Consider the following 24,402-nt stretch of genomic DNA (forward strand, 5'->3'; position numbering starts at 1 on the left):
TGGCATTGGCGAAAACCCGCTTCACATCGGCCCTCACCTGTTCCGGGCTGACAACCTCTGTGATGATCGCATAGCCTGGCTCGCCCGATGGCCGAAGCCGGATCAAGCGGCCAACGTCGCCATCTACGAAGGGCGAGTGCCCGACAGCCGTGATAGTGATACCATTTCCTGAAACAGCAGAGGGATCAAGGGTCTGTCCTGAGACTGTGTTCTCATCCAGATAAGGCCCATCGGCAAAAGCCACCTCCACCAGGGACCATGTCGTGTTGCCGCGCCGCTCCAGTTTATGCGGCGCATAGTCCGGATGGGCGAAGTACATCACATCGGCGGACTGTGCCCACTTCAGCGTTGTATAGTCCGCCTCAAGGTAGGGCACCGTCAGCTCCACAGGCATTGCCGAACCCGCCCCAGAGCCAATCAACGCCACATCATCCACATGGATCGTCTTGTTCGCTTCGTTCCGAAACTGCACGTAGAACGGGCTCATCTCGGGCGTGAAGGCGACGCTGTGGAAGCCCGTCGCTACCTCCCGATCCGGGAGCACCTGATCACCGCCGGTCGTATTTCCAATCCGGACTTTGATCGTGTCCCCGGCCGCCCCGATCACCCGAAAGCGTAGAACATGCTCCTGGCCCGTGTTTGTGGTCGTCACGTCCTGTTCCGCAGCGGCAACATCCGATCCGTTGCCTTCCAGCGCGAGGGCGCCGTTGCTATTCGCGGTTTCAATGTCGACTCTCGTGCGCAAATCCCGGTCGGGAATGATGGCGCCGGAGCCATCCGCAATGCTGGTGATTGTATCGTTGAAGCCCGTGGCGAACCCGCTTCCTTGATCCGCGCAAAGGCTGATTTCGGCGCTACCGGTCCCATCCGCCGTCGTGTCGCTGAAGACAACCCAATAGGTCGTAGCTGCGGTGACGTTCGGCTTGGCGGACCATTCGAAGGTAAAAAGCCCGGTCGCATTGACATTCACTGTTGCGCTGTCCACACCAACCTGCACCCCAGGGCTGCCGGATGAGTCGGTGTAAATCCGCGCTACCGCATTAAATGGTGCATTGCTCTGCACAATACTTACGACCGCGCGCGCAACATCGCCGCTCAAGGCTGTTGTGAGTTTCAGGCCGATGTTGCTACGATTCAGGCTGACATCGCCCCAAATCTGCGAGACGGCTTGTGAAAACTGTAATGTGTCGATGCGGTCACCGGCCAACAAGTCATGGCCTATAGCAGCAGACCCGGTTGAGCGGTCGTCCCAGCCCGTCAGGTCGGCATCGAATGTTCCGTTGCTGATCGCAGCGTCGGTTGCCGGGACAACGATCTGTCCCTTGTTGCGGAAGAAGCGAAAGCAGCCGTCACAGGCCTCCAGCACATAGGCCTGCTCTGTCGAGAACTCGAATGGTATCAAACGCGGCCGCTTGTCGTGGTCGCGGGCTGCCGCGACATAGCGCGTACCCGGACGGCGCATCAACCCACCCTGTGGCAGGGGAATCATGTTCTCCACCCTTGATCCGGCATTCTGGTACTTCGCGAAGTCGACGCGCGCAGCCATTCGGGGCCCGAGTTCGCCCGCATTGAATGCCGACTGGAGAGGGTTTACGCGGGGCATGGATCAGCGGCCCCAACAGTCGGAGGATCCGCGCCGGGCCGCGGTCCAGGAACTCTCCGGCATCTGATCCGCCGTGTCTTCCAGGCCATCGGTGGTCCGGGCCCGCCTGAGGCGCGTCCTGAAGCGCCCCTCGAGCTTTTCCTCGAGCGTGTTGGACTGTGCGATGGGAACCGCCAGTTCCCGCGCCAGCAGGGTCGCCAGGGCCTCCCGGAAGTCCGCCGGCATCAGGTTCACGTCTTCGACCCTCTTGATGTAGCGGAGATAGACATCATCGGAGTCGGTCAGGATGAAGCCGCCCTCGATCTTGTATTTGATCACCCCATAACCGCTCTCATCCTGATAGGCATCGACGGTACGGATCCAGTCCGCCGGCAGGGCATAGCGGTGATCGAAACCGAAGGCCGGCCCGACGCCCGCCTGGGCCAGCTTGACGCGCGCCGCAGCGAAGTTCCAGGTATGCGCCCGCAGCAAGTCATCACGGCACGTCTCGTAAAGCTCGTTGCAGAGATTCGCGTTCTTGCTGCTTTCGCTCAGCGCCGTGATACGGGCGGCGCCGATTTTGGAGAGGGCGCTGTTGCAGAGGCCGACGACATCAGCCATCAGGCGGCCTCGGTTTCCGCTGTGGCGTCCAGAGCCTCTTGTGCGGCCTCCTTGCTCTCGAATTCCTTGGCGATCACGTCGCCACCGCCGTCAAGGATGCGCCATTTGTGTACTGGCCCGCCCCATTCGACCTTGAGGCCCACGCCAACCGCTTCCCCAGCCTCTTGCGGCCGCCGCAGAAACGAAAGAGCGCCCGCCTTTACCGCTTCCATTTGGCTCATATCGCGGAGATGCACGCCTTCCGCGTCGATCCTGTCGACCGTGAAGAAGCCCCACGCAGGGCGGGCGTCCGTCTCGGCGCAGGCAACGATGATATCGTTAGGCAACAGTCGGCCGGCGCAGGGAAGGAAGTAAGACGGCTCAGCTACCTGATCCATCGGGTTGTTGGTCTGGTAGCCAAAGACCGTGAAGATCTGCAGGGCCGCGATGGTTTCGAGGTTTTGAGGCAGTGCCCGGTTCATGGTCGCTCTCCAAAAAAAGTGAGCGGGGCCCGAAGACCCCGCCCTTAGTGAAACGCCAGCCTAATTGATGGCGTAGAAGAACATCACCCGCAGCGTACCCGAGGCGGGCAACGCGGCCGTGGCAATGGTGATGATCACGTCCTCTTCGGCTGCCAATGCTTCACCGTTTGCCGCCGCCAGACCGAACATCGTCGGTACGTTTGGCGTGTTGAATACCGCCCCGGCGCGATACTTGGCGGCATCGCCCGCAACGCCAATCGAGATGACCGCCGTGCCCAGCGACACCGAAGACAGGAGGACGCCGTAGAGCGGGATCGCTCCCTTGGGCAGCCGGGCAACCGTGATGGTGTCCGCAATCGCCTGGCTGTTGAGGGTGACGGCCTCGTTGAAGACCTGCACCCCGCCGTCCACGAAACCCGGATCGGGGTTCTTGAACGGGGAAACGCGCAGCTTTGTCATCTGCGCTCCGAAAGTGTTCGCCATGGTTCAGCCCTCCTTAAGAGCCCGGAATAGCCAAGGTGTCGTTGACACGAATTTCAACCACGCCTTCCGCATCGATGAGGCAGGCGCCCTGGCTCATCATGTTGTTGACGAAATGAGCAGCCCGGTCGCCCTGCCAGGTGATATCGCTGGTTACGTCCATACCCGAGGCATGTCCCAGCGCGTTCTTGTGGTAGGCGAAACAGGTGCCCGTGGTGGTGCTCTTGCCCGGCAAACCGGTGTGCCGCATCCAGTTCACGCCCAGCCAGGAACGGGTCCTGTTGCGCTGCATGAACGGTAGATCGTCACCGACGAAATCAGCGCTGGCGAACTCTGAGACCGTCAACGCATGTGACCACTGCCGGGGAGTCAGAAGCCCCCAACGGTTGCCATCGTCCGGCACATCATTGTCGTCCAGGGCCTCAACCGCTCCAACAAGAAGTACTCGAGTGATCGCGCCAGTAAAGTCGCCGACGAACGTAGTCGAGGCATCCGCCGCCGTGATCAGCAATTCATCCGTCTTGCGGCCAAGGCCCCAGGCACCGGCATTGGCGATCACCATGCGCTCGTCATGGTTCACCTTGGCTTCATCGAGCTTGTCGATGTAGTCGCCGGCAAAGAAGTCCTGGAGGGTACATTCGATGGGCGTATGGTCGACATTCATGGGCGTAATCTTGCCGTGCCGTGCCTTGGTCGAGGCAACACCCTTGCCGACCTTCTGGAAGGTGGTGGACGCACCCTTGACGTTGTTTTTCGAGCGAACGGTTGCGCGCAGGAGCGAGCCCTGGCGCTGGTAGGCTTCGTGAACTTCGCGCTCGAACTGTTTCACGAAGGAAAGATCGATGGATGTAGACATCGGTCTGATCTCCTATGGATTGATGGAAAGGTTTCGAGCGCTCCCCCGGTTGTCCGGGCAGCCAAAAACGCGCGGGTCCCCGCAAGAGCGGGCCGCGGTCCTCAGCTTCGGGCCATTGGGATTGCTACTGGTTTAGGCGGCGGGGCCGGGGGTTATCCCGCCTGGGCAGGTCTGCTGTTTAGAGAGTGCGGCCTTCCTGACCAACAATGGGCTGGCTGCCGTAGAGCTTGCCGTAAAGGTCGCGCAATTCATTCTGGACGGCCTGGGAGGCATACTTCTTCGGGTCCTTGTCCTGCAGGGCGTGCAACTCGTCTATCCGCTCCTGGACAGTACCGGCAGCTTCGCTATCACCTTCGACCAAGGGCCTACCCTCTCCCATCTTCCGTCCGATGTTCGCAAAAGCGCGGCGGAAAGCCGGGTGATCGCCAACCTTGATACCGTCGATCTCTTTCGTTTCCAGGAACTCGGCAAAATCGTCACCGCCGAATTCTTTCACGGCGCGGACACCGAAGGCGTCATTGGCCTTCGCATCTTCGCCCCACTCCTGCTCCAAGGCCGCATTGGCTTCCTCGGTGGCTTTCTTCTCGTTGGCCGCCTTCTGCTCAGAGCCGGCCTGCAGGGAGCCGTAGTACCAAGATAGAGCGGTTTGGACGACGCCTGGCGTCGCGCCGGCCCCGTGCATGGCCTTCAGGAAGTCCTTGGTGCTCTCTTGCGCCGCTTCGTTCGGCTTCAGTTCTTCGGGCAGTTCCTTGGGCAGTTCGACTTTGTAGCCCTCCGGGGACTCCGGTACGCCGAGCTTCTTGTGGAAAGCCGCAATCTCCTCCGGTTTGGCGTCCTTGCCGGGGAGAAGAACCGAGTTGCCAAGGCGCTTTTGAAGCTCTGAATAGGATTTCACCACGTCGGCCGGCGAGGTGAACTTCTCGGCGACTGGCTTCAGGTCATCGCCCAAGCCAGCGCGCCAGTCCGCCGCCGCCTCTTTCTTGGCCGCATCACCGCCGCCGCCCAGCGCCGTCTTGTCGCCTCCATCGCCACCGGCTGCGGTGTCCGCCCCTTCCCCTCCGGGCTGCGTGTCACCGCCGCCACCGTCTCCAGCTCCAGCATCCCCGCCATCACCAGCATCGGCCGCAGCGTCAGCGCCGACAGATCGCAGGATCAGCGGGTTCTGTGCATTCCACGCGGGCCAGGCCGAATCATATGGATCAACGGGCTTCGCAAGCTTCACATTCGGATTATCCGTCACCGGGTCCGTTCTCATGTCGTCGGTTCCTTTTCGGTTATCGCTTCCTCCGGCCTTCCGGCAGGCTCAGCATTGAGGGTCATGAAGATTTTCAGGCCGATATTGCGCTCGCCGTCGCGTCGATAGGTTTCGTGCGGATCGCCCGGCGCTGCGATGGGGCGGAACAGGCGCGCCCATTCGAGGATTTGCCAGAGAACGCGCTTGCCCTGGTGAGGCGTCGACTCCCCAAAGAACACCGCGCGAAAGTCGCGGTATCGGTCCACATGCGAGTAATTCGCGCCCACGGCACTGCGTCGCAGGTCATCAAAGAAGGCGTCCGCGTCCGGTTCAGAGCGCTTCCGGCGACTGAAGAAAGGCAGCCTCATGTCTGCCCTGCCCCAGCGGCTTGCGCGAGCTTCTGGACGACATCAGCCCCGGCCCGGGCCTCTTCCGGCAGCGCCTCGACCTGCTGGGCCTGCTGGCGCGCTTCGCGAAGCTCCGCAACCGCCGCCTCCGGCCTGATCCACTTGGACGGCATACCGAAGATGTCCGGGGTGTCGCGGGCAATCGCGTCGCCATCGAAGTTGTCCATGATGCTCGGGTCGGCCTGGACGAAAGGCCCCATCAATTCGACGCTGCGGGCCGCCCCGGCGGCTTCAATCTGCTTCCGGGCCTGCTCCACGGGGCTCGCATAGTCGAACTGTATCTCCCGGCCCCTGAGGGCTTCCGGCGGCTCCGGGAAGGCCCCGGCGCGCAGCAGAATCATGAAGCTGCGTTCCACCACGGCGGCGAGGTAGTCGCTTTCCAGCCGCCCAAACACCGGCCCGATGGTGCGGATGAACTCCTCCTTGCGCTCCAGTACCTCCGTCGCTGTCATACGCGGGGCGTCGACGGGCAACTGCAGGACATTGCGGAAGAAGGCGGCCCAGATCTGATCGCGGGTGTCGTTCTGCATCTCCCGCCCGAGCGGCAGGTTGGAACCGGTCTGCAGCGGTTCGATGGGAATGCGGCCAAGATCGCGTGCCGCCTGCATGTCAAAGGTCGTGATCCCGCCGGGAAAGGTCTTGGGTGTGCCGAAAACCGAATCGTCGCCTACCAGAAGCGGCGGGTCGACCGCCTTGTGCCCCGCGACCAGAAGGGTCTTTCCCATCTGCTGCAGGGTGTTGGCATCCGGCAGGGCGATCATACCCGGCGAGCGGCCATAGACCTCGCCGGAGGTCGTATCCCAGCGCGGCACGGCGAAGGGAAACTCGTGGAAGCCGCTCTTTTCGATCTCCTTTTCCGCCGTGACATCGATCACGATACTGGCGAAGGGCATGTTCTCACTGTCACGGCGCCCGCGGTCCCGATCCTTGCGCGGCGCGACGCACCACAGGAAGGGGAATTGCTTCTCTGACTCTTTGGAGCTCAGCGCTTCCTTGACCGCATCGCCCAGCGCCGCCTCGCCCCACTTGCTGGCCGCCTGACGCGCCGTCAGTTTCATGGAGATGTAGACGGTATCGATCTCCCCATCCGCGTTCTCCACCAGGATCACGTCTCGCAAGTGAAACGACTTGAACAGCAGCCGGTCCAAGTCCTTGGCCTCCCCGATGAAAAGGGCGCCCGTCCCGAAAGTGACCAGATCGTCGTCAACCTCGCCCGAGCGCTGGATAAACCGAGCCCGGCGGTTATAGATCGCGCGGTACAGCCTTTCCTCCGCACCCTCCAGCCAGCGCTTCACTTCCTCGTCTTCCGCAAGATCCTCGTCCTGCGCCTTGATCTTGAACCACTTGGCGGTCTTGGGCTTCAGCAGGCCATCGATAGCCGAGGCGAGCCCGCGACGCGCCAGCATCGGCGTACCGTCGTAGATATGCTCCTGGCGGCGCTGGCCCGGCATTTGCTGCGTCGTGAAGTCCGCGCGACGCGGCAGCATCACCTCGGCAAGCTCCTGCCAGTGGCTCTCCCACGTCCGGCGCGCGTCCTTCAGGCGCTTATGGCGCCCCAGGATATCCTCTACCTGCATGGACAAGGCTTAGGCCCCGCCGCCAAGTTTAGTGGTCTGTGCCGACGTGTCGCCCGTCGTGTCGCCGAGCCCGCTGGTCAAGATGGTGGCGGCCCGGCCCTTGCGCTTTGCCGCGGCCATGCGTTCTTTCCTGCGGGCTTCCTCAATCGCTGGATCGTCGGCGGCCGGCGGCGGTGCCGGCGCAGGCGCAGGGCTGGCCTTCGGCTTGGGTGGGCTGAAAATGGCCTTCCCAGGCAGAGTAAAGAGCAACATTCAAAGTCTCCGGTAGAGTTGATGGGGCGTCACCACGAGCGGTGCCCGCAGGCCGATAACCGCCTTCACGGCGCCGACACAGTTAGCCCAGAAATACGGCCAGCGGATCGGGCTGGTCGCGGCTTCGATTCCGATTTCTTTCACGCTGTAGCCCTCGGCCCGGTAGAAGGTGGCGAGGTCGTATCCCTCGGGTGCAACCACCTCGATGACCGGACGACCGTCGCGCGGATCGAAGAGGATCCAGTAATCGCCGGACTCGACAGCGCAGAAGACATGGCGAAAGCCGCGTTTGAGCGCCGGTGACGCCCAATGGGCGCCGTGGTCATGAAAGACGACAAGCGCGCGCATGGTCGGCGTCAGTTCAACACCCGCATATCCACCGCTTCCCGCAGCATCCGCTCCCCGACCTTGGGCCCGAATTCATCGATCATGGCGTCAGCGTCGGTATTGCTCAGCCTTGGCTCGTCCGGCCGGGCTTGGTGATGCATGACGCGCGTGACCTGACGCAGGCGGTCAAGGTCGCGGCGATCCAGGTTCGCAACGAAGGACTCCTTCACCAGCGGGCTTGCTATGGCTGTCACGCGGGCAGATACCAGAAGGCAGGGAGCATCGCGCCATTGCGGCGGCGGATCGCTCAGGCGAGGATCGCCAGCCGGCAGCGTCTCCACCTTCACCGGCCCAATACTGGCACCCTCTTCCTTCGCAGCCTTCTGGACTGCGGCCGTGGCGTTGCGCTCGCCCAGGAAGCGCTCCATCTCGTTGCGAAACCACCAAGCCCGTTCAATCTTCTGGCCAATGAAGAGGGTCAAATCTCCACCTCCAGAAGCGCTTTCTTGGCTTTCTCCATCAGCCAAATCACGTCACCTCCATCGGCACCAGATGACGCAAAGAACACGTCTCCGCTTTCCGTGAAGCCTAAGACAACCACCCTCTCAAGCTTGCCCTTGGCGCCCTCAAGAACCCGATCCGGCGGCAGATCAAGCTTCGTGATACCGCCCCATTCGATGACATCAGCCGCCATTTCTACCTCTAATTGCTGTATGGCCGGGATTTGCCGTTATTGGCAGTCGTCAACTCAACCCTCGGTCACCAACCATGCGGGTTGTAGCTGCTCTCTGCCTTCTGCATGCCGCGGCCCCGATGCTTGCGGGCGTCATCCCGAATGACCGGCTGCGCAAAGGTGCAGGCCAGCGCGTCGCCAGCGTCCGGCGATATGCCGAGGCGGGCTTTGATCTTGTCCTTGGGCTCCAGAAGGATTTGCTGGTTGCTGTTGAACTGAAACGTTGGCGCCGTCAGGTCGATGTGCAGGCTTTCATCATCCGCCGGCAGTTCGGCACCACCAACATCCGCCAGCCAGTCTTTCGTCTCGCCCCAGATTTCCGCCCGTTTGTTGGCGTAGCGCCGGGGATCGCTGGGCTTCCCGCCGAAGTTCACGGGGCACAGCACCTTGCGATAACCGAGTTCCACCAGCCGGTCATAGACGGCCGCGCCGAAGCTCCCCATGTCGATGAAGATCATATCGAAGCCGTGACGCTCCTGGAGCCGGGCGATGTTGCCCGCAATCTCCATCGTATCATCGGTATCCCACGTCTCATTGACGATAGCGCCAGCACAACGGCTCTTGCGGTCAATGGCGCGGGACTTATCCCCACCGCCCCGGGCGATGTCGACGCCCAACACATGGGCCGCGTGATCCTGCAGTGGCGCCGTGAACTGCCGGGCCTTCGTCACCAAGGCAGAGGGAATGAAGCTGTCAGCACCGCCGGCCTGGAACGCCTCCGCCACCGTGGCCGGGTATTCCTGGTGAAAACGCCAGGTGATCTTGCCCGGATCGTCACCGGAGGCCGCGGCAAGCTCCGCATTCTTGGCCCAGGCCCAATAGGTCTGCGCCGGACTGAGGCCGTGCAGTTCAGCGTATTCGCCGAATTCCTCCGGCGGGTGCCAGCCCTTAGGCGGCTCCGTCTCGTACTCGTCGTGATCGAACCACGGCACGAAGATCAGGATATAGCCGTTATCGCCCCGGATCGCCGCCTGGCACATGTTGTAGAAGAGGCCGCCCATGCCCTTCGCGGTGGACTCCAGAATGATCTCGGTCCCGGCCTCCTTCGGCACCGCCTGAAGCGCGCCGGCCGCGTGATCCTCCGCATTGGCCCAGAACGCGGCCTCAGAGCCGTGGAACAGCTGGATCGTATCGGAGCGCCCCACCCCCTGCGCCTTGGCCGTGCCCACCTGATAGCCGCTGTCGAGCAGGCCGAAGGTCAATTCCTTGGCGTTGCTGCGCTTCGTCTGGGGCTTCACCAGATCGGGGCAGTGATCGTGGAAGCGCTTCGCCATCGCGAAGAGGTTATCCGTGGCCGCATCCTTGTGCGTCAGGATGAAGGCCCGCGTTCCCGTGCTGTGCGTCACCCGCCAGTAGAAGCGCCCGCCCACATACGTTGATATCCCCGGCTGTCTGGCCTTCAGGATCAGGGCTCTTACCCGCCCCGTCTCCGCCTTCTGCGCTTCCAGCCGGTCGTGGACGATACGCTGCACCCGGTTCAGTTCGAGCGGGACAACCTCACCCGCCTTGGTGCGGATCTTCAGGCATTCCTCAGCGTAGAACGGGAAGTCGGTCAAAAATCGGAGCTTCACGGCCTCCCGCAACTCTCCGCGGGTCAAAGGCCGGCTTTCTTGGCCACCCGCTCAAGCCAGTCTTCGTGCTTCTCATCCTCTCCGCCGTTCCGCTGCTCGATTGCCGCCAGCCGGGGATGGACATAGGGGGCCGCGTGCTGTGCCGCCCACTTCCGATTTTCCAGGCTGGCATCTGCGTCGCGCAGCATTTCCAGCATGAACTCGACGGGCGTCAGGCCCTTGGCCGCTGCCTCTTTGGCCACCTTGCTACTTTTCTGGTTCTGACCGCCGCTGTTGCGCCCCGCACCGGCGCGCTTGCCGCCATGTCCGTTCGCCATTGCGGTTGCTCCATCTTGAAAAAACTTGAAAACGTGCCCCTGTTGATCGCCGCGCCTGTCCGTGGTTCCCTAGCGCCCGAAAGGTACGTCTATGAGCCAACTGACAGATCAGCATGTAGCCGAAATCTTCCAGGGCTTCGACCAGATCGGCGAAGAGGCTGTTCGCAACAAACTTGCAGCAGGCCTTTATGGCTATAAGAACAAGCCGTTGGCGGAAGAGTGGCTACGCCGCCATGAAGAGTCGCGCCAAGGCTTCGCAGATGATGAACAAACTGACATTGCGCGATCCGCGAAGGACGCAGCGTGGGCCTCAGCAAACGCGGCTGAACGCTCTGCCACTGAAGCGGGCAAAGCCAACATCTTGGCCAAATGGGCGCTAGGCCTTGCCGCGATCTCGCTCTTGGTCGCCGTTTTCGCGCTGATTACCTAAGAAAAAACCCGCCGGCCGGGGTGGCAACGACGGGTTTGTGAGCGCAGAACTTCACACTCAATTTCGCCACACTGACGATACGGCAAGTTTTTGTCAAGCAGCGCTCTTTTTGCGATATCCCAGGACAGCGACCAGGGCCTTCATGCCTTCCTTGAACTTCTCGCCCTCTCGCACGTCTGATCGCGTCGGGATATGGCCTACCAGCCAGCGCGGCGTCCGCTCATAAACCGCAATGCTTTTCACGATATCGCGGTGGGCGCGGCTACAGGCGTCAAGCGCGGCTATCGTCATGTCCAGCTCGGCCTCAATACCGGCCAGCCACTCGTGATACTGCTTGTCGTCCGGGTCTACGTCGGTCCCGCCCCAGGTTTCGCCGTATCGTACCGCGGCAACGCTTCCCTTGCCGTGGACCTGGGAATGCAGCCAGGCCAACTTGCAGCCGGCGTGATGCTCATCATCGCTGATCTCGCCGTTCGTCCAGAGGATGCCGAGGGGATAGGTGGTCTTCGCCGGGTCGCCCTTGGGCGCCAGGGTCTTGCGTTTCTGCTGCAATTCCGGGGTTCCTTTGTCTGCTTTCGGTCGATCGATCAACTTCCCGCTGGGTTGGCGGGTTTCCACGATCTTGCGCTTGCGGCCTCTACGGCTTGCCATCGGCGGGTTCCTTCTTCGTCCTGCGGTCGAACTCCGGCGGTATCGGCAGGAAGTCCGTCACGCCGTCGGACGGCTCCGGCGCGTCCCAGTCAATCGCCCCGCTTGGCAGCCTTGGGCGCTTGCCGGCGGCACGCCGCACCATGTTTTCCCGCTCCAGGGCTTCTTCGGCGGAAAGGGGTTCGGCTTCGGCCACCGGTGCGGATCCGGCCTCCGGTAACGCCTTGCCGGACTTGAGATATTCGCGAATTGCTTGCCCAAAATAGGCCAGTGACTTCGGTGGTTCCTTGCCGTCGGCGGCCATGCGCTGCATCCGGGAGCCCAGCAAAACCGCCAAATCGTCAGCAGTGACGCCACTCGCCAGCCAGTCGCGAGCTTTGGCCAAATCGTTGCCCGCCGGCCAGGGTCTGGCTCGGTTTGCTCCCCACGCCGCCGTCAGGGTTCGGTCGAAAGCCTGAATCAAGCCCAGCGCAGCATCGGCCTTCGGGCCCGGCGACGCGCGCGCGGAAACAGTCTCGGTAGTAGTTGCTGTACTCTGAACTGGTGAAGGTGACTGTGAAGGTGCATCCGTTTGCCATTGGCTGTTAGATGCGTCTGCTATAGCTGTGCCATCCTTTTTGCCATCCGGTTTGCTACTACCTTTGCCATCCTTACTGTCATTGCCTTTGCCATTTTTCTGCCATCGCTTTTTCGCGCCAGCAAGACCAGCTTCAGACTTCGCTGTCGTTATCTTGTCTGCCTTTGCCAACTCCGCCTCAACCCGTTCCTGGGTCCACGTGCCATCGGCAACGGTGAAAAACTTTGCCAGGGTGGGCTTCAGCTTCTTCCAGGTCTTGGCTTCGAGACGCGAGACGGCAATCAGATAGTCATCGTCATCGGGAAGCGGCTGGCCTGTCGTCCAGTAATGGGCGATCAGCAACAGGTAAGCGCCGTGCCCCTCCGCGCGCAGGTGCATGGTATCTCGCAAATAGTCGCCCCAGTAGAGCGGCATCCAGGTGTCTGGTTTAGCGGCCATTCAAGACTCCCCATAAAGATCGCGGGCCAGATTGTCCCAACGCATGAAACGGTCGATGAAGGCAAGGCGCACCGTTTCAAGCGGCCCGTTGCGTTGCTTTCCGATGATGACTTCTCCTTTGCCGGCGCTGTTGCTGCGGCGCTGTTCCCACGCATGCAGGCGGCTGCTGAATTGCTCGCGGTCCTCGCCTTCCTTCTGCTTGGGCTCCTGGCGCTGGATGTAGTAGTGATCGCGGTAGCAGAAGAAAACCGCGTCGGCGTCTTCCTCGATGGCGCCGGACTCCCTCAGGTCCGACAACCCGGGCCGCTTGTCGTCCCGGCCCTCTACGCCGCGGTTCAATTGGCAGAGCAGCAGGACAGGCACGTCCAGGCGCTTGGCCGTGGCCTTCAGGGCCTTTGTGATGTCGCTCAGGTCCAGGTGGCGGCTGTTGGACCTGTGGGGCGGCTTGACGTAACCCAGGTGGTCGACCACGATCAGGGAGAGGCCCTGGCGGCGCTTCATACCCAGGGCCCTGGCGTGGATCTGCGCAGGGCTTAGGCCCGGCGTGCCGTCGACCATAAGCGGGATGCCGCGCAGATCCATGCAGGCCCGAACGAAACCCTCGAATTCATGCTCCGCCAGGCCGTCGCGCTGCTGCGTGTGCTCGAACTCGACGCCGGCCCGCTCGCTGGCGATGCGCCGCGACAGTTGCTCGGAGGACATTTCCAGCGAGAAGAAGGCCACCGGTTGCGGCTGCTCGGTCGTGCCGCCCTCCGCGTCGGCTCCCGTCCGCATCCTGCTGGCGACGCCATGGGCGATCCGGGTGGCAAGGGCGGTCTTTCCCATTCCAGGCCTGCCCGCCAGGATGATCAAGTCTTGCCGATGTAAGCCACCGGTGAGCCGGTCAAGGTCCGTGAGGCCGGTTTGAATGCCGGGCTCTATCTCACCCTTGCGAATGGCCGCGGAGCGCTCCGCCACTTCCTTGGCGAGGCGGGCTATGCCGACGAGGCCGCCTTCCCGTTGCCCGGACTCCGCAAGGTCCGTCAGTTCGTCCAGGGCCGCCTCGACGATTGCCGCGCCGTCTGTATCGATATCGGGCCGATAGGCGTAGTCGATAGCTTCGCCGGCAATGGTGATGGTGCGGCGCCTCAGCCAGCAATCGTGAATGGTCCGTGCGTAATCCTTCGCGTTGATGACCGTCACGAAATTGGACTGGATTTGCGCCAGGTAGCGCTTGCCGCCGATCTGCTCAAGGGCCGGGTCGTTCTCGAAAAGGCCACTCAGCGTAACCGCGTTGGCTTCCTGGCCCTGGTTGATCATCTTTTCGCAGGCCATGAATATCTTGGCGTTGGTGCCGTCGGCGAAGTGATCCGGGCGCAGGAAGTCGCTCACCTTGTCGTAAGCCGCGTTGTTGGCGAAGATCGCGCCCAACAGGCCGAGCTCGGCTTCATCGCTGGACGGTGGCGCCCAGGCGTCGCTCCGCTGCCCCTCCCAGGGAGGCGCTTCCTCAGCCGGCATCGCCATCGAGAGCCTCCTGAGCTATCTCGCGTAGGCGAGCCGTGACGCACTGCAGTTCCGCTTGTGCCAGGATCAGGCGGGTTTGGAGTTCCAGGATCTCCATTACCCGGATCGCCGTCAGTGGGTCGTACCCGGCCTTCGGGTCGACCTTTGGCGCCAGTTCGGGAGGAACGACCTTTGAGGAGGCGCCTTTGAAATCCGGCCGGATGACCTTGTCGTCACCGCTCATGCCGCCCTCCCTTCCCGGTAATCCTTGATGACGCTCGCCGCTGCCCAGGGGTCGATAGCGTTTCCAAAGGCGCGCACTGCATCCACACGGCGGGGAAACCCATCATCCAACCCGCAAGCGCGGCTGGCAGTGGCAACCCAAAAGTCTCCGGGAGGGGTTCGCCGCGGGTCGCTGAAAGGCGCGGATGATCCGGCCGCCCGGGGTTCTTGAAATCCCTCGCCGTCACGGTCGGCAATAACCCACAGTCTCCGGCGTAGATGAGGGCCACCAACATCCTTAGTCGAGCATTTGGGTTCGGAAACGCGATAGCCAGCGCCCGCCAAGCGTCCCGTGATCTCACCAATCCACGGCTTGAGGCCGGGCACGTTCTCAAAAGCGAGCGCGCTTGGTCGAACTGCGTCGATGAGATCAAGCCAGTTTCCAACCAGCGATGTACGGTTGCCCGCGAGTCCACTTCGCACGCCCCAAATCGCGCCGGCAACGCTGGCGTCCTGGCAGGGCGGTGAGCCAGTCCAGCAGGGATAGGCGTCTGGCACTCCGGCGATCCGCAACGCAAGGGGCCATCCCCCAATACCCGCGAAGAAGTGGCATTGCCGATACCCGGCAAGGTCATCTGGCGCGACATCCCGGATATCTCGCTCATCGACATCCCCCGGAGCGATGTGTCCCGCGTCGATAAGATTCCGCAGCCATTGCGCCGCGTAGGGGTCTATTTCGTTGTAGTAAGCCGCCATTCACTGCCCCGCCCCCTTCCGCTTGCCCATGGGCCTTGATTGCTTTGGAAATGGCCGCGAGGGGATCACCTGTTTGGGCAGGTTTACCGCGGGGTTCGGCTTGGGAAACGGCCTGGAGGGAATCGCCCGCTTCGGCCTGTCCTTGTTCTGGCCAGTCAAGCTACGGATCTGCTTGCGTCCATGGGCATCGCTTCCCTTTGTCGTGGCCTTGGTCCCATGGGTAATGCGGTGGTGTTCTACTTCGGTGAGGAGTTGGATGGCAGAAGGATCGTTGGCCGGCGGGATGGTGTCCACAGCATGAGAATCCCATTCGCGCTGCGCCAGCGTTGGCCGGTGGTCGAAGTGGAATTTCGTGCCCTCCGGCAGGCCTCGCAGCCGCCGCACCTCGTCCAGGGCGACAGCCAACTTGACGCCAAGGGGAATGGACTTCCGGCGCTTGGGGCGGGGCTGTTCCTCGGTCATGCCGCCTTCTTCTCGCGAGGCTGCGTGCAGACTTCTTGGTGCGAATCACAATAGGGCCGGCCATCGGCAATGATGGACTCCCCGCAGAAATGGAAGTCGGTGTGCTGGGGGTCGCCTATCGGATACTGGCAAGTTTTGGGATGCCAAAGGCTGTCAGAGGGGCGAGCGACGCGGACTGTCTGGTCCGGCGCTGTCCGCTTCGACTGTACGGGCCGCGGCGCTTTCGGCTTTGATTTGACGACCGTCGGTGACTTGGCCTTGGTCTTGTCGGTCTTCGGCCCAAAGTGCTGCGCGTAGCGAACGGCTCGCTCTTGGCTCTGGAACCTCAGACGATGGAGCTTGCCGGCGATCTGGTTCTTGGTCCTGCCCATCGACTCAGCCAGTTCCTTGTTGCTCCGGCCAGCGGCGGCGCCTTCAAGCAGCTCGGCAACATCTTCATCGGGCCATGCAGTGTTGCTCACGCCGCCGGCTCCGCCACAGTGTCGATTTCCGCGAACATTCCCGCGTCGCCGGCAATCCGCCGTCGCGCCAATTCCGCATAGTCGGGGTTGAGTTCAATCAAGATCGCATCGCGGCCCAATCTGTCAGCCACAAGGCCGGTGGTGCCGGCGCCGCCGAACGGGTCAAGAACCGTGGCCGGAATGGGATCTGGCACAACCTCTTTCGCGCATTCCACGAAAGGCTCGTCACCATCCACCAGATCACGGCAACCACAAGACGGTTTCCAGCCCTCCGTGGTGATGTTCACCGTGCCGCGCGTGCTGCCTGACCAGCGGTTCTCTGGGGCTGTCTGGCCGTCGATCCTGCCGGCGCTGTTGGGTGCATCGACCTGAGGCTGGAATACCTTCTCGGCAATACGGATCCAGGGCGCACCGCATCTCGGACAAACGCCCCTCTCGCTTGTGCCCGCCTTAATGCATGGCTCTATCAGATAGGGCGGGAAGGTCGCGAAATGGGCTTCTGAGAAGGGTTGTGTGGCAATCGTCCAAACATTGCGGAGGTTCCGCCCCTCACCTCTCGGGAAGTCATCAAGCGACGAATGCCCGGTGTCATACTGCGAATGTCTGGGAGGCTGCCCGCGTTCCGCGGAAACGCGGGCAGCCTTCATATGATCAAACGACTTGGCAATCGTTTGGTTGCCAGGTCCGCCGTCCGCCCACTTGTGGTCCGGCGAACGGCCGCGCTCGTACCGAGCGGCTGTGTCTGGTTTGGCAGGCTCACGCACGGCCACCGCGTCATAGAAGTACCGCGGCCGCTTGGCCAAGAGATAGACCTTCTCGTGCGCCGTCGCCGGCCGATCCGTTATGCTCTCAGGCATCGGATTGGGTTTGTGCCAGATGATTTCAGACCGCAGCCACCAGCCATCTTCCTGTAAGGCAATCGCCAGCCGCGCCGGCATCATGCAAAGGTCTTTCGGCTTCAGCACACCGCCAACGGTAGAGAATGGCTTGTCTCGGAAGGTTCGGTCATCGTTGCCGGTCGCCTTCGTGTCAGCGGCGCTACGGCCGTTTGGGCTTGTGGCGTAGCAGTCACCGTAGTTCAGCCAGAGCGTTGCCTGAGGCTTCATCACGCGGCGTACCTGGCGGAACACTTCCACCATTGCCTCGATATGCTCCCCAAGCGTTGGCTCCATGCCAAGTTGCCCGTCTACGCCGTAATCTCGGAGGCCCCAATAGGGTGGCGAACAAACGACGCAATCGACCGACTCCGCCGGCAGTGTCGCCAAGACTTCGAGACAGTCGCCTGTGAGGATACGCACCGCCATCAAGCAGCCTCCTCCAGCAGATCGAACATCGCCGCCAGCGGCCCCTCGGGCTCACCCTCGGCATTGCGGAGCAACGCCTTGCGCAGCGCCTCAATCTCGCAGCCGTTCTGCAGCGCCAGGGAAACGGCTATGGCCGCATCCTTTATGTTTACGTCAACGGCGGAGCCCACCTTGGAACTGTTGATGAAGACTTCGCCTATCCGCCCATCCGGATAGCGGCCAATGGTGGCGTGGTACTTCTGGCCGCCGTGTTCGAACTTGACGGTTTCGCACATGCGGCGCTGGGGAAGTCGGTGGCGGGCGCTCATATGCTCCGGCCCCCCACCACTGCGAAGGCTTCATTCGGCCCGGCTTTCCAGTCAGCAGTGAATTTGCAGGGCTTGCAGACACGCTCCCCCGCCCAGGTACTTTCAAACTCAGCGCGGCACATGAGGCAGGCCCGGAGTTTCGCGCGACCCTTTTCGTCCGCGGTGGGCTTAGTGAAGTTTTCGGCACGGAACAGCTTGCTGTGGCCGGCGTTGGTGAGCGTGAGGCGCCGATTGAACTTTCCCCCCTCACTTTTGAGCCAGCCGCTCCGAATCCCCAGGCGCACCATCGACTTCGCGCTGGTCTTTTCGATGCCAGCGCGGCTCGCTATCTCCTGATTGGTGGCCTTTGGATCAAGCGACCTGATAGCCCGAAGGGCGGCCATCATGATTGGATCGGGTCTGGTCGTCACGCCACCGCCTCCGCGCTGAAGAGGCCGCCTATCGGCCAGTCCGCCTTGAGCCGCAGAAGGTCGACCGCATAGCTCAGCAGGGCCAGGGCGTCGGCTTCGTCGTCATTGGCCGGATCCCAGCCGCGTTCACGGCAGGCCTGTATGGTCATGGCCTTCAGTTGCTTGCGCTCGCCTCTGCCCTTGCCGATGAAATGCTTGCGGACGCTGGCGTTGTTCGCTTCCAGGTACTTGACGCCAGCGCGCCGACAGACGAACTCGGTCATGATGGCCAAGCCCATGAGCTTCCGAGCCGTATCGATGCTGGTTTGACCGCCCCGCAACAGCGGCGCTTCAAAGACCACCAGTTCCGGTTTGTGGAAGCCCAGCATCTCAGAGAGGCGTTGCTCGAACTCGTCAACAAACCAACCGACGTCAGGCCCCGTCCTTGGGAGACGAAAGGAACCGGACGCAATACGGTTGGCGCCCGGCCGCCAGAAAGCGAAGCCGGTTGAAGTTGCCAAGTCCAAGCAGAGCAGAGCTGTCATCAGTGGGTGGCTGCCGATCCTTCGGGTTTCAGCGCATTGACAAAGTCCATTTGCCCGCCAACAGGCGTTGCCTCGAAGATTTCGCGCAGCAGATCGATCGATGCCTCGTCGCCATTGGCGCGGGCCTTGGCCTCGAACTTGTAGGGCGCGTAGCGGGCGTTGAAGGTGGTCGCCGTGACGTTGAAGTCTTCGGAGAGCTTCGATTTGATTTCTCGCTTGTCCTCACGCAGCGGCTTGATGTGCTCTTCAATCAACGCTTCGATCTGCTGATCAAGTGCGAAAGTGCGTTGCATGGCGTCCTGAAAACGCTCTTCACGGACCTTCGAATTATGCTTTGCCGTCGCGCCCTCGCCGGACGTTCCGTTAGCTGCCTCTTTGGCGATATTCTTAGCCACTACGGGCCTCCGTTCTTGTGTTGGTGGTGGTTGCGTAAACCGCCCTTGGCTGGGTCGGCAGGCGGTGGGTTTGAGCGCCCCAACGGGGTTGCGGCTTTTCCATTTTTCCCGGCTCATCGGGAACCCAGCGATACGTGACGCGGTTGCGCACGTTTGAGATTGTGCTTGGGGATATCCGCCGCAGGAAATATCCGCTGTAGTACCTGGCTAGAGTCGCCGCGGCTCGGCGCGAAGTCCTGATGAAGCGCACTTGCCGCGGCGAAAACAGCCCTCCTCCCTTTGGCCGGGCCATCAGCGCGTGCCCCAGTGCTTGACCGAGGTAGGGCTTGGCAGTCCGTTTCTGGACACCCTCCCGACCTTCCACAGCAACTTCTGAGTCGACGGCTGGGGCAGCCTCTTGAACCAAGCCTTGAAGCGCTCGTGATCGCGGCGCTCCTCGGCGGTCATGGGGCCGGCAACCATCAGGCATTCCCCCAGGAAAAACCCCCAGCAGCCCGAAGACTGCCAGGGGAGTTGGTCCGTACTGGGAGAAAAGACGGGACAAGCGCCCCGCCCTTCGCGGCGTCATGGTCACGCCGGAAGCTCTGAAAAAAGGGTGCCGGGCTTCCACCGCCTCCCCAGGCTTTCACCCTGGTCTTTCGGATTTCCGCTCGCATCCGTACCGTGCGCGCGGTGGCATCGCTCTTGTCACCACTGACTGCGCCGCTGGTTTTCCGCACGTCTGCGGAACCTTTAGGCGCCCTTCCACCGTGCAGGAAGTGGCGATGTGACGAGGGGCAATCTCGCAAATCGGTCATGCACAACCGACACCTCGTCTCTGCGAATAAGTTGGACTGCGGGCCACGCGCCACCTCCGTCAGTCCAGGGGAGCGTTGCAAAGGGCTGGCGTGACAACTAAACGCGGGCTTGCCGGTGCAATTGAGGCCCTGAGTCTGCCGAGTGCAACGCTCTCCAAGATTGCGGAGAGGTGCCCGGCGGCGGGCCATCCCACGCTGCGCCACCGCCGGGCTTTTGATGGACGCAACAGACAGGGGCTTGGGGGCGTCCATCGGGGGGAAGAAGGGTTCAACCGGCATCGCGCACCTCGCGGGGGCCGCAGCGCCGGGCGAGGATGTCGCGCTTGGCCGCTTCGAGTTCGGCAATCGCCTCGTCTATTTCTTTGATGGCCGCTTCGGAATCACCGTTCGCAAAAGCCTCTACGGCCTCGCCAACTTCCTTTGCCATTCGACCGATACGGTGAACCTTTTCTGCTGGCGAGTGAGGCTCCCCGTCCCCCTCGGCCCGTTCCGCAAGCAAGCCGGATAGGATTGGCTCGCCCACGAAGTGCTCCAGGTCCGCCATAACGTCGACGGCCATAAAGGTTTCCATCATCGAGGCGTTTTGGTAGTCGCTCAGCATCGACTTGGAAACGCGGGTCAGCGCCGCTGCTTTGTCCAAGCCTCCTGCACGGCGGATCAGCCGGCGCGACTGCGAGAACATAAGAAGATAGTCATCTTTTGGAAGCTGGCGGAGGCCGTTCACTGGATGTCCTCCAGCGCTTTCCGGGTGACGATCGATCCCGCCCGCGTCATATCTCGGGACATGGCACTGCGACCAATAGGAGAAATAGCGGCAGAGATCGTGCGGGACATGGCGTTACGCCGCCTCCGAGAACGGGATGAAGAGGTCCGGGCGCAGCCGGTGTCGGCTCACACCTGTTTCGCGCTCTATCGACAAAGCGAACTCAGCCTTGCACCTGCGAGAATTGTGGAGCCACGCCCAGATGTTTTGCTGACTGACGCCGATCAGCCGGGCCAATGGGGCCTGCCCTCCTGCACGCTCGACAGCTTCCCAGAGTGCTGCGGCCATCGGTGGCAGGGGGTATGGGTCCGGATCCGGGTCAACCTGCGGGTCCGCGACAAACTCCAGCACCTCTGGAGCCGGGCGGAACCATTCGCCGCGAAGGCGGTGTTCGCCGAATTTTGCGTGAATGCGAGCCTCAAGACTTCTGGTGCCGTCCGGCACGATGTTGAGCAGCCTGATAGGTTCCGGGTTGCCGGTTTGCAGGCCGGCCAAGCGCTTTTCTACGTCACTTGCGAAGCCGATCTTGATGGGGCCTGCGTCCCCTGCCTGTGCGAAATAGACGCTCATGCCGCGGCTTCTTCTTCCAAGGCGGCTTCCACCTTCCTCAGCGTCTCAATGCGAGGATTCCAGTCCTGGCTGTGCATGTCTCGAAGGGTGTTCAGCGCCAGGCCGGACATCCGGGCCAGGGTCGCCGGGCGCAGGCCGCGCTGCGTTGCTGCGTCCCTAACCCTTGCTATCAATCGATCAATATCGCTCATAGCCATGTGATATCACATCATTGTGCGACTTTTCAAGACGATATCGCATAAATATGCTATGGCTTTGTCTCAAGGCCCTGAAAACAATGCGTTCATGAAAAAAAGGGGCGAATCCGGCAGCGGTCACAAGAGGGCCGTGGTGGCCTTTATGAAGGCGCGAGACCTGAAAGCGGCCGATTGGAGCCGGCGGGCAAACGTCAGTAGCTCGGCCCTATACAATCTCTTAAATGACCGTTCTGACACCCTTCACGACGCGACCTTGAAGAAGCTTGCGCGGGCTGAAAACGTCTCCGTTTCGCAACTTACTGGCGACCTTGACTCTTCCCAATCTCTAACCTTTCCTGCTATAGAGGTCAGGGGGGCAGTCAACGCAGGAGTTTGGCGCGAAGCAGCAGAATGGCCTCCGGGCGATTGGGAGAGAATGTACGTTCCTGTCGCAAAGCCTTATAAAGACGCGGCTTTTGGACTTACTGTGCAAGGTCCGTCAATGAACTCGGTCTATCCCGACGGCACGATTCTTGTCTGCGTCTCACTGTACAATTACGGTCGCGATCTGGAGGCCGGTGACAAGGTTATCGTGCATCGCCGGAGCCCCGAGGGAACGGTAGAGGCGACCGTCAAAGAATTCCAAATCGACGATACCGGCCATGTGTGGCTTTGGCCTCGCTCAAATCACCCAGCCCACCAGCAGCCCATCCCTATGCCGAACGGCAAAGCCTTCGACGACGCCGCGCTAGAGAGCGACGGCGATAGCATTCAGATTTCCGCTATCGTCCTCGGTTCCTACCGGCCCGAGAAGAAAATTCCCCCCGCTCTCCTAGACTGATTTTCGCATTATCGCATTCTCATGTGATTTTTTGCTTGAACTAATCGCATAATGATGCGATATGATTTCTATCGGCCACACACCGACGCCCCCGCCCCGAGGCGCAAACAGCAAGACGGGCATCTCTGAATAAGGGCTTTGGCCCTTCAGGCATTGCCCTCCCGCCGCCGGCTGCTGATCCCGGCACTTGGATCCGGCGGCGGGAGCGGAGCCAACCGGAGAGAGAGAATGGCCAACATCAAGTATTTCGCTGAGTGCAACGGACAGCCGGTGCAGTTGAGCAACGTCTACCACCTGGGCGGCGTCTCCACGAAAGCAAGCGAGTTTGAGGGCCATTGCTCTATCTGCGGTGAGCGCCACCGTGCCGAGCGTAAGGTTGAGTACAAGCGCTTCCCCACGAAACACGAGTGCGATGCACGCTGCATGAACGCCACCGGAAAGGTGATGAAGTGTGAATGCTCTTGCGGCGGCAAGAACCACGGGCGCGGCCATCGGGTTTCGCAGACGGTTCTAGAGGTGACGGAGGCCGCACGATGAAGGACATCGGCCCCACCCCGCTACAGCCGGAACAGTCCGCTTCTGATCGCGCAGTCGCGCACCTGCTGCGCTGCGTCCAGAACAACCCGCGTCTTGCCTACCACCTCTTCATGACCGAGACGCTGGCGCTTGCAATCAAAGCGCAGGCCGAAATAAACGGCGAGGACGTGGCTGAGTTCAAGGCGAGGTACGAGGCCAGCATTCAAACCGAAGCGCCGCGCTGCACTGACTGCGGCTGCAAGCCCTAACCCCACCGGACGGAGAGAGAGAATGACGCGGACTACTTTCGATAGAAGCATAGACATTCAAAAACAGGCCGCCTATGCCGCCGGGCGTCACGCCGCGCACAGCGACGGGCCTATCGCTCCCTGCCAGTGCCCCGTCTATCTGGAAATGGTCGATGGGATGGAATTTGGTGAAGGGGCGGCGGATCTGGCCCGCGAATGGCTTCGCGGATATCGCATTTTCGTTCTGAACAAAGAAATCGACTAGGCAGCCGCCTAACCCCGGAGAGAGACATGCAGATGTTCGAACTGGACTTTGAAACGGCAGCCCTGATCCGCCGGGTGTATTTGCCTCGCAACCCGAACAAAATACGCAATGCGGACCCCGCAGTCAAAGCCGCCGTTGTTGCGTTCATTGCAGCCATTGAACGAGGGCCACTACCCCCTGAACACGTCCCTTATGGGCATGACTTCGAGCGCCACTGACCGCAACGGAGAGAGACATGATCAACATCGCATTTACGCGCGGCGAGCTTCTCCAAGTCCTTACCGGTTTGGATGAGAGCATCAGCAGGCAGCGGAATGATCACTGTGCGGCAGTCGCCTATGCGTCCCGCAATCCTCAATGCGGCCAAGGCCTCGTACAGCAGAGCGAGTCACTTCTGAACGGGTACGTGGCCCTCCGGGATCGCCTGAACGACTACTTGGCAGAAGCAGCAGCCTAAGGCTTGGCACGGATAGGAGAAGAGAGATGACACCCAAGGAAATTCAAGCGGCGCTCCGCAAGTTTCGAGATGAAATCGGACCCGACGCATATGTCAGCGTTGATGTAGAGGCCAGCAGCGCCAACCACCCAATCTCTGGCTGCCTATACCCTGACGGCGTCGCTAAGGGTGGCTCATTGCGAATTCGGGCCGACGACTGGCAAGAGGCCCTTGACCTGTTGTCAGAGCGCTGGGAAGAGGCCTCCGGTCGGCACCGCGAAGAGCGAATTCGCAAGATGGCACTTGAGATCATTCGCATCACTGCCGAGCAGGGCACCTGCACCGACGCCACCTTGCGGACTGCTGGTTTTTCCAGCGACGAAATAGAGCGTTACAGCGAGGACGCCTGTCGAGACGCCAACGAAATCGCCTCCAATGGCCCGTTTGAAATCGTGCCCATTGCTGGCGCAAACGCGGCCTAAGGATACCTGTCATGAGCAAAGAGCGCTGTGAGAACTGCGGAACCGAATTGATAGACCGCTGCTTTCAATGCGGCGCGCCTGTCTGCTGTCCGAAGTGCTGCGATGAAGCGACTGCCGAACTCGCCAAAGAGGCCCGCCCCACCCTGGCGGAATAGGAGAAGAGAGATGAGCAAGCCAATTTGCAAGGGCTGCGACAAGCGCCCGGAAGAGCTTCAAGAGTACGTTGATATGGCGAAGCTCGAAGACATGACACCGGACGAGTATGTGCAGTCCGAAGAAGGCACTTACAACCCGGACAATGGTCACTTTCTCTGCACGCCCTGTTACGCGAAAGCCGGGATGCCGTCCAGCCCGCGCGGCTGGGTCTGCCCGTAAAAGCCGCCAATGCTGGCGGAATAGGAGAAGAGAATGACGCATTCGAAAGCCCCATGGACTCGCGACCTAACACTACCCCACATGATCATCCGCATGAA

38 protein-coding genes are annotated in these 24,402 nt (G+C 61.6%); 9 read left to right on the forward strand and 29 right to left on the reverse strand.

Annotated elements, in window-relative coordinates; translation table 11 throughout:
• From HBA54_RS27150 to HBA54_RS27215, 14 genes are all read right to left on the reverse strand, one after another.
• Positions 1 to 1,546 (reverse strand): choice-of-anchor R domain-containing protein (locus HBA54_RS27150; RefSeq protein WP_277345440.1); only part of this gene is annotated, 1,546 nt, incomplete at its 3' end.
• Between the two features lie 60 nt (positions 1,547 to 1,606).
• A complete protein-coding gene (locus tag HBA54_RS27155) occupies positions 1,607 to 2,203 on the reverse strand; it encodes a phage connector family protein (RefSeq protein ID WP_167231361.1) in 597 nt (198 codons plus the stop codon).
• Entirely contained in the window at positions 2,203 to 2,664 is a 462-nt protein-coding gene (locus HBA54_RS27160) for a hypothetical protein (RefSeq protein WP_167231364.1), read from the reverse strand. The genes HBA54_RS27155 and HBA54_RS27160 overlap by 1 nt, the downstream gene beginning before the upstream one ends.
• 60 nt (positions 2,665 to 2,724) lie before the next feature.
• Positions 2,725 to 3,147, reverse strand: a complete 423-nt coding sequence (locus HBA54_RS27165) for a hypothetical protein (RefSeq protein WP_167231367.1) — start codon at positions 3,145 to 3,147, stop codon at positions 2,725 to 2,727.
• Between the two features lie 13 nt (positions 3,148 to 3,160).
• Positions 3,161 to 4,000: a phage capsid protein gene (locus HBA54_RS27170; RefSeq protein ID WP_167231370.1), complete on the reverse strand. Its 840-nt coding sequence runs from the start codon at positions 3,998 to 4,000 to the stop codon at positions 3,161 to 3,163.
• A gap of 178 nt (positions 4,001 to 4,178) precedes the next feature.
• A complete protein-coding gene (locus tag HBA54_RS27175) occupies positions 4,179 to 5,255 on the reverse strand; it encodes a hypothetical protein (protein ID WP_167231373.1) in 1,077 nt (358 codons plus the stop codon).
• Positions 5,252 to 5,602 (reverse strand): Bbp19 family protein, encoded by a 351-nt coding sequence (locus tag HBA54_RS27180; RefSeq protein WP_167231376.1) that lies wholly within the window; start codon positions 5,600 to 5,602, stop codon positions 5,252 to 5,254. The genes HBA54_RS27175 and HBA54_RS27180 overlap by 4 nt, the downstream gene beginning before the upstream one ends.
• The gene (locus HBA54_RS27185; protein ID WP_240932945.1) at positions 5,599 to 7,218 is read right to left on the reverse strand and encodes a portal protein; all 1,620 of its coding nucleotides are present in this window, start codon (positions 7,216 to 7,218) and stop codon (positions 5,599 to 5,601) included. The genes HBA54_RS27180 and HBA54_RS27185 overlap by 4 nt, the downstream gene beginning before the upstream one ends.
• Positions 7,219 to 7,227: 9 nt before the next feature.
• Positions 7,228 to 7,470, reverse strand: coding sequence for a hypothetical protein (locus tag HBA54_RS27190; protein WP_205944952.1), 243 nt, complete (start codon positions 7,468 to 7,470; stop codon positions 7,228 to 7,230).
• Positions 7,471 to 7,818: a hypothetical protein gene (locus HBA54_RS27195; protein WP_167231382.1), complete on the reverse strand. Its 348-nt coding sequence runs from the start codon at positions 7,816 to 7,818 to the stop codon at positions 7,471 to 7,473.
• Positions 7,819 to 7,826: 8 nt separating this feature from the next.
• Positions 7,827 to 8,279: a hypothetical protein gene (locus tag HBA54_RS27200; RefSeq protein ID WP_167231385.1), complete on the reverse strand. Its 453-nt coding sequence runs from the start codon at positions 8,277 to 8,279 to the stop codon at positions 7,827 to 7,829.
• On the reverse strand, positions 8,276 to 8,491 hold the full coding sequence (locus HBA54_RS27205) for a hypothetical protein (RefSeq protein WP_167231388.1): 216 nt from the start codon (positions 8,489 to 8,491) through the stop codon (positions 8,276 to 8,278). The genes HBA54_RS27200 and HBA54_RS27205 overlap by 4 nt, the downstream gene beginning before the upstream one ends.
• Before the next feature lie 65 nt (positions 8,492 to 8,556).
• Entirely contained in the window at positions 8,557 to 10,101 is a 1,545-nt protein-coding gene (locus HBA54_RS27210) for a terminase large subunit (protein WP_205944953.1), read from the reverse strand.
• A gap of 23 nt (positions 10,102 to 10,124) precedes the next feature.
• The gene (locus HBA54_RS27215) at positions 10,125 to 10,418 is read right to left on the reverse strand and encodes a hypothetical protein (protein WP_167231391.1); all 294 of its coding nucleotides are present in this window, start codon (positions 10,416 to 10,418) and stop codon (positions 10,125 to 10,127) included.
• A 91-nt stretch (positions 10,419 to 10,509) separates the two neighbouring features.
• Between HBA54_RS27215 and HBA54_RS27220 the strand changes: the two genes are divergently transcribed.
• Positions 10,510 to 10,848, forward strand: coding sequence for a hypothetical protein (locus HBA54_RS27220; protein WP_167231394.1), 339 nt, complete (start codon positions 10,510 to 10,512; stop codon positions 10,846 to 10,848).
• Positions 10,849 to 10,941: 93 nt separating this feature from the next.
• Here HBA54_RS27220 and HBA54_RS27225 read toward each other — a convergent pair whose 3' ends face one another.
• The 15 genes from HBA54_RS27225 to HBA54_RS27300 all read right to left on the reverse strand — a co-directional run bounded on the left by HBA54_RS27225 (position 10,942) and on the right by HBA54_RS27300 (position 21,156).
• Complete coding sequence (locus HBA54_RS27225; protein ID WP_167231397.1) at positions 10,942 to 11,499, reverse strand: hypothetical protein; 558 nt, start codon at positions 11,497 to 11,499, stop codon at positions 10,942 to 10,944.
• On the reverse strand, positions 11,486 to 12,511 hold the full coding sequence (locus HBA54_RS27230) for a YdaU family protein (protein WP_167231400.1): 1,026 nt from the start codon (positions 12,509 to 12,511) through the stop codon (positions 11,486 to 11,488). Before HBA54_RS27230 ends, HBA54_RS27225 begins: the two co-directional genes overlap by 14 nt.
• The gene (gene dnaB / locus HBA54_RS27235) at positions 12,512 to 14,014 is read right to left on the reverse strand and encodes a replicative DNA helicase (RefSeq protein WP_167231403.1); all 1,503 of its coding nucleotides are present in this window, start codon (positions 14,012 to 14,014) and stop codon (positions 12,512 to 12,514) included.
• The gene (locus tag HBA54_RS27240; RefSeq protein WP_167231406.1) at positions 13,998 to 14,237 is read right to left on the reverse strand and encodes a hypothetical protein; all 240 of its coding nucleotides are present in this window, start codon (positions 14,235 to 14,237) and stop codon (positions 13,998 to 14,000) included. Before HBA54_RS27240 ends, dnaB begins: the two co-directional genes overlap by 17 nt.
• A complete protein-coding gene (locus HBA54_RS27245) occupies positions 14,234 to 14,971 on the reverse strand; it encodes a DNA cytosine methyltransferase (RefSeq protein WP_167231409.1) in 738 nt (245 codons plus the stop codon). Before HBA54_RS27245 ends, HBA54_RS27240 begins: the two co-directional genes overlap by 4 nt.
• Positions 14,972 to 15,433: a hypothetical protein gene (locus HBA54_RS27250; protein WP_167231412.1), complete on the reverse strand. Its 462-nt coding sequence runs from the start codon at positions 15,431 to 15,433 to the stop codon at positions 14,972 to 14,974.
• Positions 15,430 to 15,894: a GcrA family cell cycle regulator gene (locus HBA54_RS27255; protein ID WP_167231415.1), complete on the reverse strand. Its 465-nt coding sequence runs from the start codon at positions 15,892 to 15,894 to the stop codon at positions 15,430 to 15,432. The genes HBA54_RS27250 and HBA54_RS27255 overlap by 4 nt, the downstream gene beginning before the upstream one ends.
• Complete coding sequence (locus HBA54_RS29370; protein ID WP_240932947.1) at positions 15,891 to 17,198, reverse strand: DNA-methyltransferase; 1,308 nt, start codon at positions 17,196 to 17,198, stop codon at positions 15,891 to 15,893. The genes HBA54_RS27255 and HBA54_RS29370 overlap by 4 nt, the downstream gene beginning before the upstream one ends.
• A complete protein-coding gene (locus tag HBA54_RS27270) occupies positions 17,198 to 17,506 on the reverse strand; it encodes a TSCPD domain-containing protein (protein ID WP_205944954.1) in 309 nt (102 codons plus the stop codon). Before HBA54_RS27270 ends, HBA54_RS29370 begins: the two co-directional genes overlap by 1 nt.
• Positions 17,503 to 17,916, reverse strand: coding sequence for a MarR family winged helix-turn-helix transcriptional regulator (locus HBA54_RS27275; protein WP_167231418.1), 414 nt, complete (start codon positions 17,914 to 17,916; stop codon positions 17,503 to 17,505). Before HBA54_RS27275 ends, HBA54_RS27270 begins: the two co-directional genes overlap by 4 nt.
• Positions 17,913 to 18,440 (reverse strand): RuvC family protein, encoded by a 528-nt coding sequence (locus HBA54_RS27280; protein ID WP_167231421.1) that lies wholly within the window; start codon positions 18,438 to 18,440, stop codon positions 17,913 to 17,915. Before HBA54_RS27280 ends, HBA54_RS27275 begins: the two co-directional genes overlap by 4 nt.
• Positions 18,440 to 18,952 (reverse strand): hypothetical protein, encoded by a 513-nt coding sequence (locus tag HBA54_RS27285; protein WP_167231425.1) that lies wholly within the window; start codon positions 18,950 to 18,952, stop codon positions 18,440 to 18,442. Before HBA54_RS27285 ends, HBA54_RS27280 begins: the two co-directional genes overlap by 1 nt.
• Positions 18,953 to 19,900: 948 nt before the next feature.
• Entirely contained in the window at positions 19,901 to 20,272 is a 372-nt protein-coding gene (locus HBA54_RS27290; protein ID WP_167231428.1) for a hypothetical protein, read from the reverse strand.
• A 198-nt stretch (positions 20,273 to 20,470) separates the two neighbouring features.
• Positions 20,471 to 20,965, reverse strand: a complete 495-nt coding sequence (locus HBA54_RS27295) for a YdaS family helix-turn-helix protein (RefSeq protein ID WP_167231431.1) — start codon at positions 20,963 to 20,965, stop codon at positions 20,471 to 20,473.
• A complete protein-coding gene (locus tag HBA54_RS27300; protein ID WP_167231434.1) occupies positions 20,962 to 21,156 on the reverse strand; it encodes a hypothetical protein in 195 nt (64 codons plus the stop codon). The genes HBA54_RS27295 and HBA54_RS27300 overlap by 4 nt, the downstream gene beginning before the upstream one ends.
• Positions 21,157 to 21,214: 58 nt before the next feature.
• Between HBA54_RS27300 and HBA54_RS27305 the strand changes: the two genes are divergently transcribed.
• The 8 genes from HBA54_RS27305 (at position 21,215) to HBA54_RS27340 (ending at position 24,304) form a co-directional block, all read left to right on the forward strand.
• The gene (locus HBA54_RS27305) at positions 21,215 to 21,982 is read left to right on the forward strand and encodes a LexA family protein (protein ID WP_167231437.1); all 768 of its coding nucleotides are present in this window, start codon (positions 21,215 to 21,217) and stop codon (positions 21,980 to 21,982) included.
• A 228-nt stretch (positions 21,983 to 22,210) separates the two neighbouring features.
• Positions 22,211 to 22,519 (forward strand): hypothetical protein, encoded by a 309-nt coding sequence (locus tag HBA54_RS27310; RefSeq protein ID WP_167231358.1) that lies wholly within the window; start codon positions 22,211 to 22,213, stop codon positions 22,517 to 22,519.
• Positions 22,516 to 22,767 carry a hypothetical protein gene (locus tag HBA54_RS27315; RefSeq protein ID WP_167231440.1) on the forward strand — a complete coding sequence of 84 codons (252 nt, stop codon included), beginning with the start codon at positions 22,516 to 22,518 and terminating at the stop codon, positions 22,765 to 22,767. The genes HBA54_RS27310 and HBA54_RS27315 overlap by 4 nt, the downstream gene beginning before the upstream one ends.
• Positions 22,768 to 22,789: 22 nt before the next feature.
• Entirely contained in the window at positions 22,790 to 23,011 is a 222-nt protein-coding gene (locus HBA54_RS27320) for a hypothetical protein (RefSeq protein WP_167231443.1), read from the forward strand.
• 26 nt (positions 23,012 to 23,037) lie between these two features.
• Positions 23,038 to 23,229 (forward strand): hypothetical protein, encoded by a 192-nt coding sequence (locus tag HBA54_RS27325; RefSeq protein WP_167231446.1) that lies wholly within the window; start codon positions 23,038 to 23,040, stop codon positions 23,227 to 23,229.
• A gap of 17 nt (positions 23,230 to 23,246) precedes the next feature.
• Positions 23,247 to 23,468 (forward strand): hypothetical protein, encoded by a 222-nt coding sequence (locus HBA54_RS27330; RefSeq protein ID WP_167231449.1) that lies wholly within the window; start codon positions 23,247 to 23,249, stop codon positions 23,466 to 23,468.
• Between the two features lie 26 nt (positions 23,469 to 23,494).
• A complete protein-coding gene (locus HBA54_RS27335; RefSeq protein WP_167231452.1) occupies positions 23,495 to 23,929 on the forward strand; it encodes a hypothetical protein in 435 nt (144 codons plus the stop codon).
• A 165-nt stretch (positions 23,930 to 24,094) separates the two neighbouring features.
• Positions 24,095 to 24,304, forward strand: a complete 210-nt coding sequence (locus tag HBA54_RS27340; protein WP_167231455.1) for a hypothetical protein — start codon at positions 24,095 to 24,097, stop codon at positions 24,302 to 24,304.
• The last annotated feature ends 98 nt before the right edge of the window (positions 24,305 to 24,402 follow it).

It is taken from the genome of Pelagibius litoralis (genome assembly GCF_011683915.1).
GTDB lineage: Bacteria > Pseudomonadota > Alphaproteobacteria > Kiloniellales > Kiloniellaceae > Pelagibius > Pelagibius litoralis.

Excerpts from the sequence above, each read along its gene's own strand:
- HBA54_RS27175 (WP_167231373.1), bottom strand. The coding sequence starts at position 5,255 with ATGAGAACGGACCCGGTGACGGATAATCCGAATGTGAAGCTTGCGAAG.
- HBA54_RS27305 (WP_167231437.1), top strand. The coding sequence starts at position 21,215 with ATGGCTTTGTCTCAAGGCCCTGAAAACAATGCGTTCATGAAAAAAAGG.
- HBA54_RS27285 (WP_167231425.1), bottom strand. The coding sequence starts at position 18,952 with ATGAGCCGGGAAAAATGGAAAAGCCGCAACCCCGTTGGGGCGCTCAAA.
- HBA54_RS27335 (WP_167231452.1), top strand. The coding sequence starts at position 23,495 with ATGACACCCAAGGAAATTCAAGCGGCGCTCCGCAAGTTTCGAGATGAA.
- HBA54_RS27180 (WP_167231376.1), bottom strand. The coding sequence starts at position 5,602 with ATGAGGCTGCCTTTCTTCAGTCGCCGGAAGCGCTCTGAACCGGACGCG.
- HBA54_RS29370 (WP_240932947.1), bottom strand. The coding sequence starts at position 17,198 with ATGGCGGTGCGTATCCTCACAGGCGACTGTCTCGAAGTCTTGGCGACA.
- HBA54_RS27340 (WP_167231455.1), top strand. The coding sequence starts at position 24,095 with ATGAGCAAGCCAATTTGCAAGGGCTGCGACAAGCGCCCGGAAGAGCTT.
- HBA54_RS27230 (WP_167231400.1), bottom strand. The coding sequence starts at position 12,511 with ATGGCCGCTAAACCAGACACCTGGATGCCGCTCTACTGGGGCGACTAT.
- dnaB (WP_167231403.1), bottom strand. The coding sequence starts at position 14,014 with ATGGCGATGCCGGCTGAGGAAGCGCCTCCCTGGGAGGGGCAGCGGAGC.
- HBA54_RS27165 (WP_167231367.1), bottom strand. The coding sequence starts at position 3,147 with ATGGCGAACACTTTCGGAGCGCAGATGACAAAGCTGCGCGTTTCCCCG.
- HBA54_RS27270 (WP_205944954.1), bottom strand. The coding sequence starts at position 17,506 with ATGAGCGCCCGCCACCGACTTCCCCAGCGCCGCATGTGCGAAACCGTC.
- HBA54_RS27330 (WP_167231449.1), top strand. The coding sequence starts at position 23,247 with ATGATCAACATCGCATTTACGCGCGGCGAGCTTCTCCAAGTCCTTACC.
- HBA54_RS27205 (WP_167231388.1), bottom strand. The coding sequence starts at position 8,491 with ATGGCGGCTGATGTCATCGAATGGGGCGGTATCACGAAGCTTGATCTG.
- HBA54_RS27315 (WP_167231440.1), top strand. The coding sequence starts at position 22,516 with ATGAAGGACATCGGCCCCACCCCGCTACAGCCGGAACAGTCCGCTTCT.
- HBA54_RS27280 (WP_167231421.1), bottom strand. The coding sequence starts at position 18,440 with ATGACAGCTCTGCTCTGCTTGGACTTGGCAACTTCAACCGGCTTCGCT.
- HBA54_RS27160 (WP_167231364.1), bottom strand. The coding sequence starts at position 2,664 with ATGAACCGGGCACTGCCTCAAAACCTCGAAACCATCGCGGCCCTGCAG.
- HBA54_RS27250 (WP_167231412.1), bottom strand. The coding sequence starts at position 15,433 with ATGACCGAGGAACAGCCCCGCCCCAAGCGCCGGAAGTCCATTCCCCTT.
- HBA54_RS27170 (WP_167231370.1), bottom strand. The coding sequence starts at position 4,000 with ATGTCTACATCCATCGATCTTTCCTTCGTGAAACAGTTCGAGCGCGAA.
- HBA54_RS27325 (WP_167231446.1), top strand. The coding sequence starts at position 23,038 with ATGCAGATGTTCGAACTGGACTTTGAAACGGCAGCCCTGATCCGCCGG.
- HBA54_RS27295 (WP_167231431.1), bottom strand. The coding sequence starts at position 20,965 with ATGAGCGTCTATTTCGCACAGGCAGGGGACGCAGGCCCCATCAAGATC.
- HBA54_RS27245 (WP_167231409.1), bottom strand. The coding sequence starts at position 14,971 with ATGGCGGCTTACTACAACGAAATAGACCCCTACGCGGCGCAATGGCTG.
- HBA54_RS27190 (WP_205944952.1), bottom strand. The coding sequence starts at position 7,470 with ATGTTGCTCTTTACTCTGCCTGGGAAGGCCATTTTCAGCCCACCCAAG.
- HBA54_RS27155 (WP_167231361.1), bottom strand. The coding sequence starts at position 2,203 with ATGGCTGATGTCGTCGGCCTCTGCAACAGCGCCCTCTCCAAAATCGGC.
- HBA54_RS27185 (WP_240932945.1), bottom strand. The coding sequence starts at position 7,218 with ATGCAGGTAGAGGATATCCTGGGGCGCCATAAGCGCCTGAAGGACGCG.
- HBA54_RS27310 (WP_167231358.1), top strand. The coding sequence starts at position 22,211 with ATGGCCAACATCAAGTATTTCGCTGAGTGCAACGGACAGCCGGTGCAG.
- HBA54_RS27225 (WP_167231397.1), bottom strand. The coding sequence starts at position 11,499 with ATGGCAAGCCGTAGAGGCCGCAAGCGCAAGATCGTGGAAACCCGCCAA.
- HBA54_RS27320 (WP_167231443.1), top strand. The coding sequence starts at position 22,790 with ATGACGCGGACTACTTTCGATAGAAGCATAGACATTCAAAAACAGGCC.
- HBA54_RS27300 (WP_167231434.1), bottom strand. The coding sequence starts at position 21,156 with ATGAGCGATATTGATCGATTGATAGCAAGGGTTAGGGACGCAGCAACG.
- HBA54_RS27215 (WP_167231391.1), bottom strand. The coding sequence starts at position 10,418 with ATGGCGAACGGACATGGCGGCAAGCGCGCCGGTGCGGGGCGCAACAGC.
- HBA54_RS27240 (WP_167231406.1), bottom strand. The coding sequence starts at position 14,237 with ATGAGCGGTGACGACAAGGTCATCCGGCCGGATTTCAAAGGCGCCTCC.
- HBA54_RS27220 (WP_167231394.1), top strand. The coding sequence starts at position 10,510 with ATGAGCCAACTGACAGATCAGCATGTAGCCGAAATCTTCCAGGGCTTC.
- HBA54_RS27195 (WP_167231382.1), bottom strand. The coding sequence starts at position 7,818 with ATGCGCGCGCTTGTCGTCTTTCATGACCACGGCGCCCATTGGGCGTCA.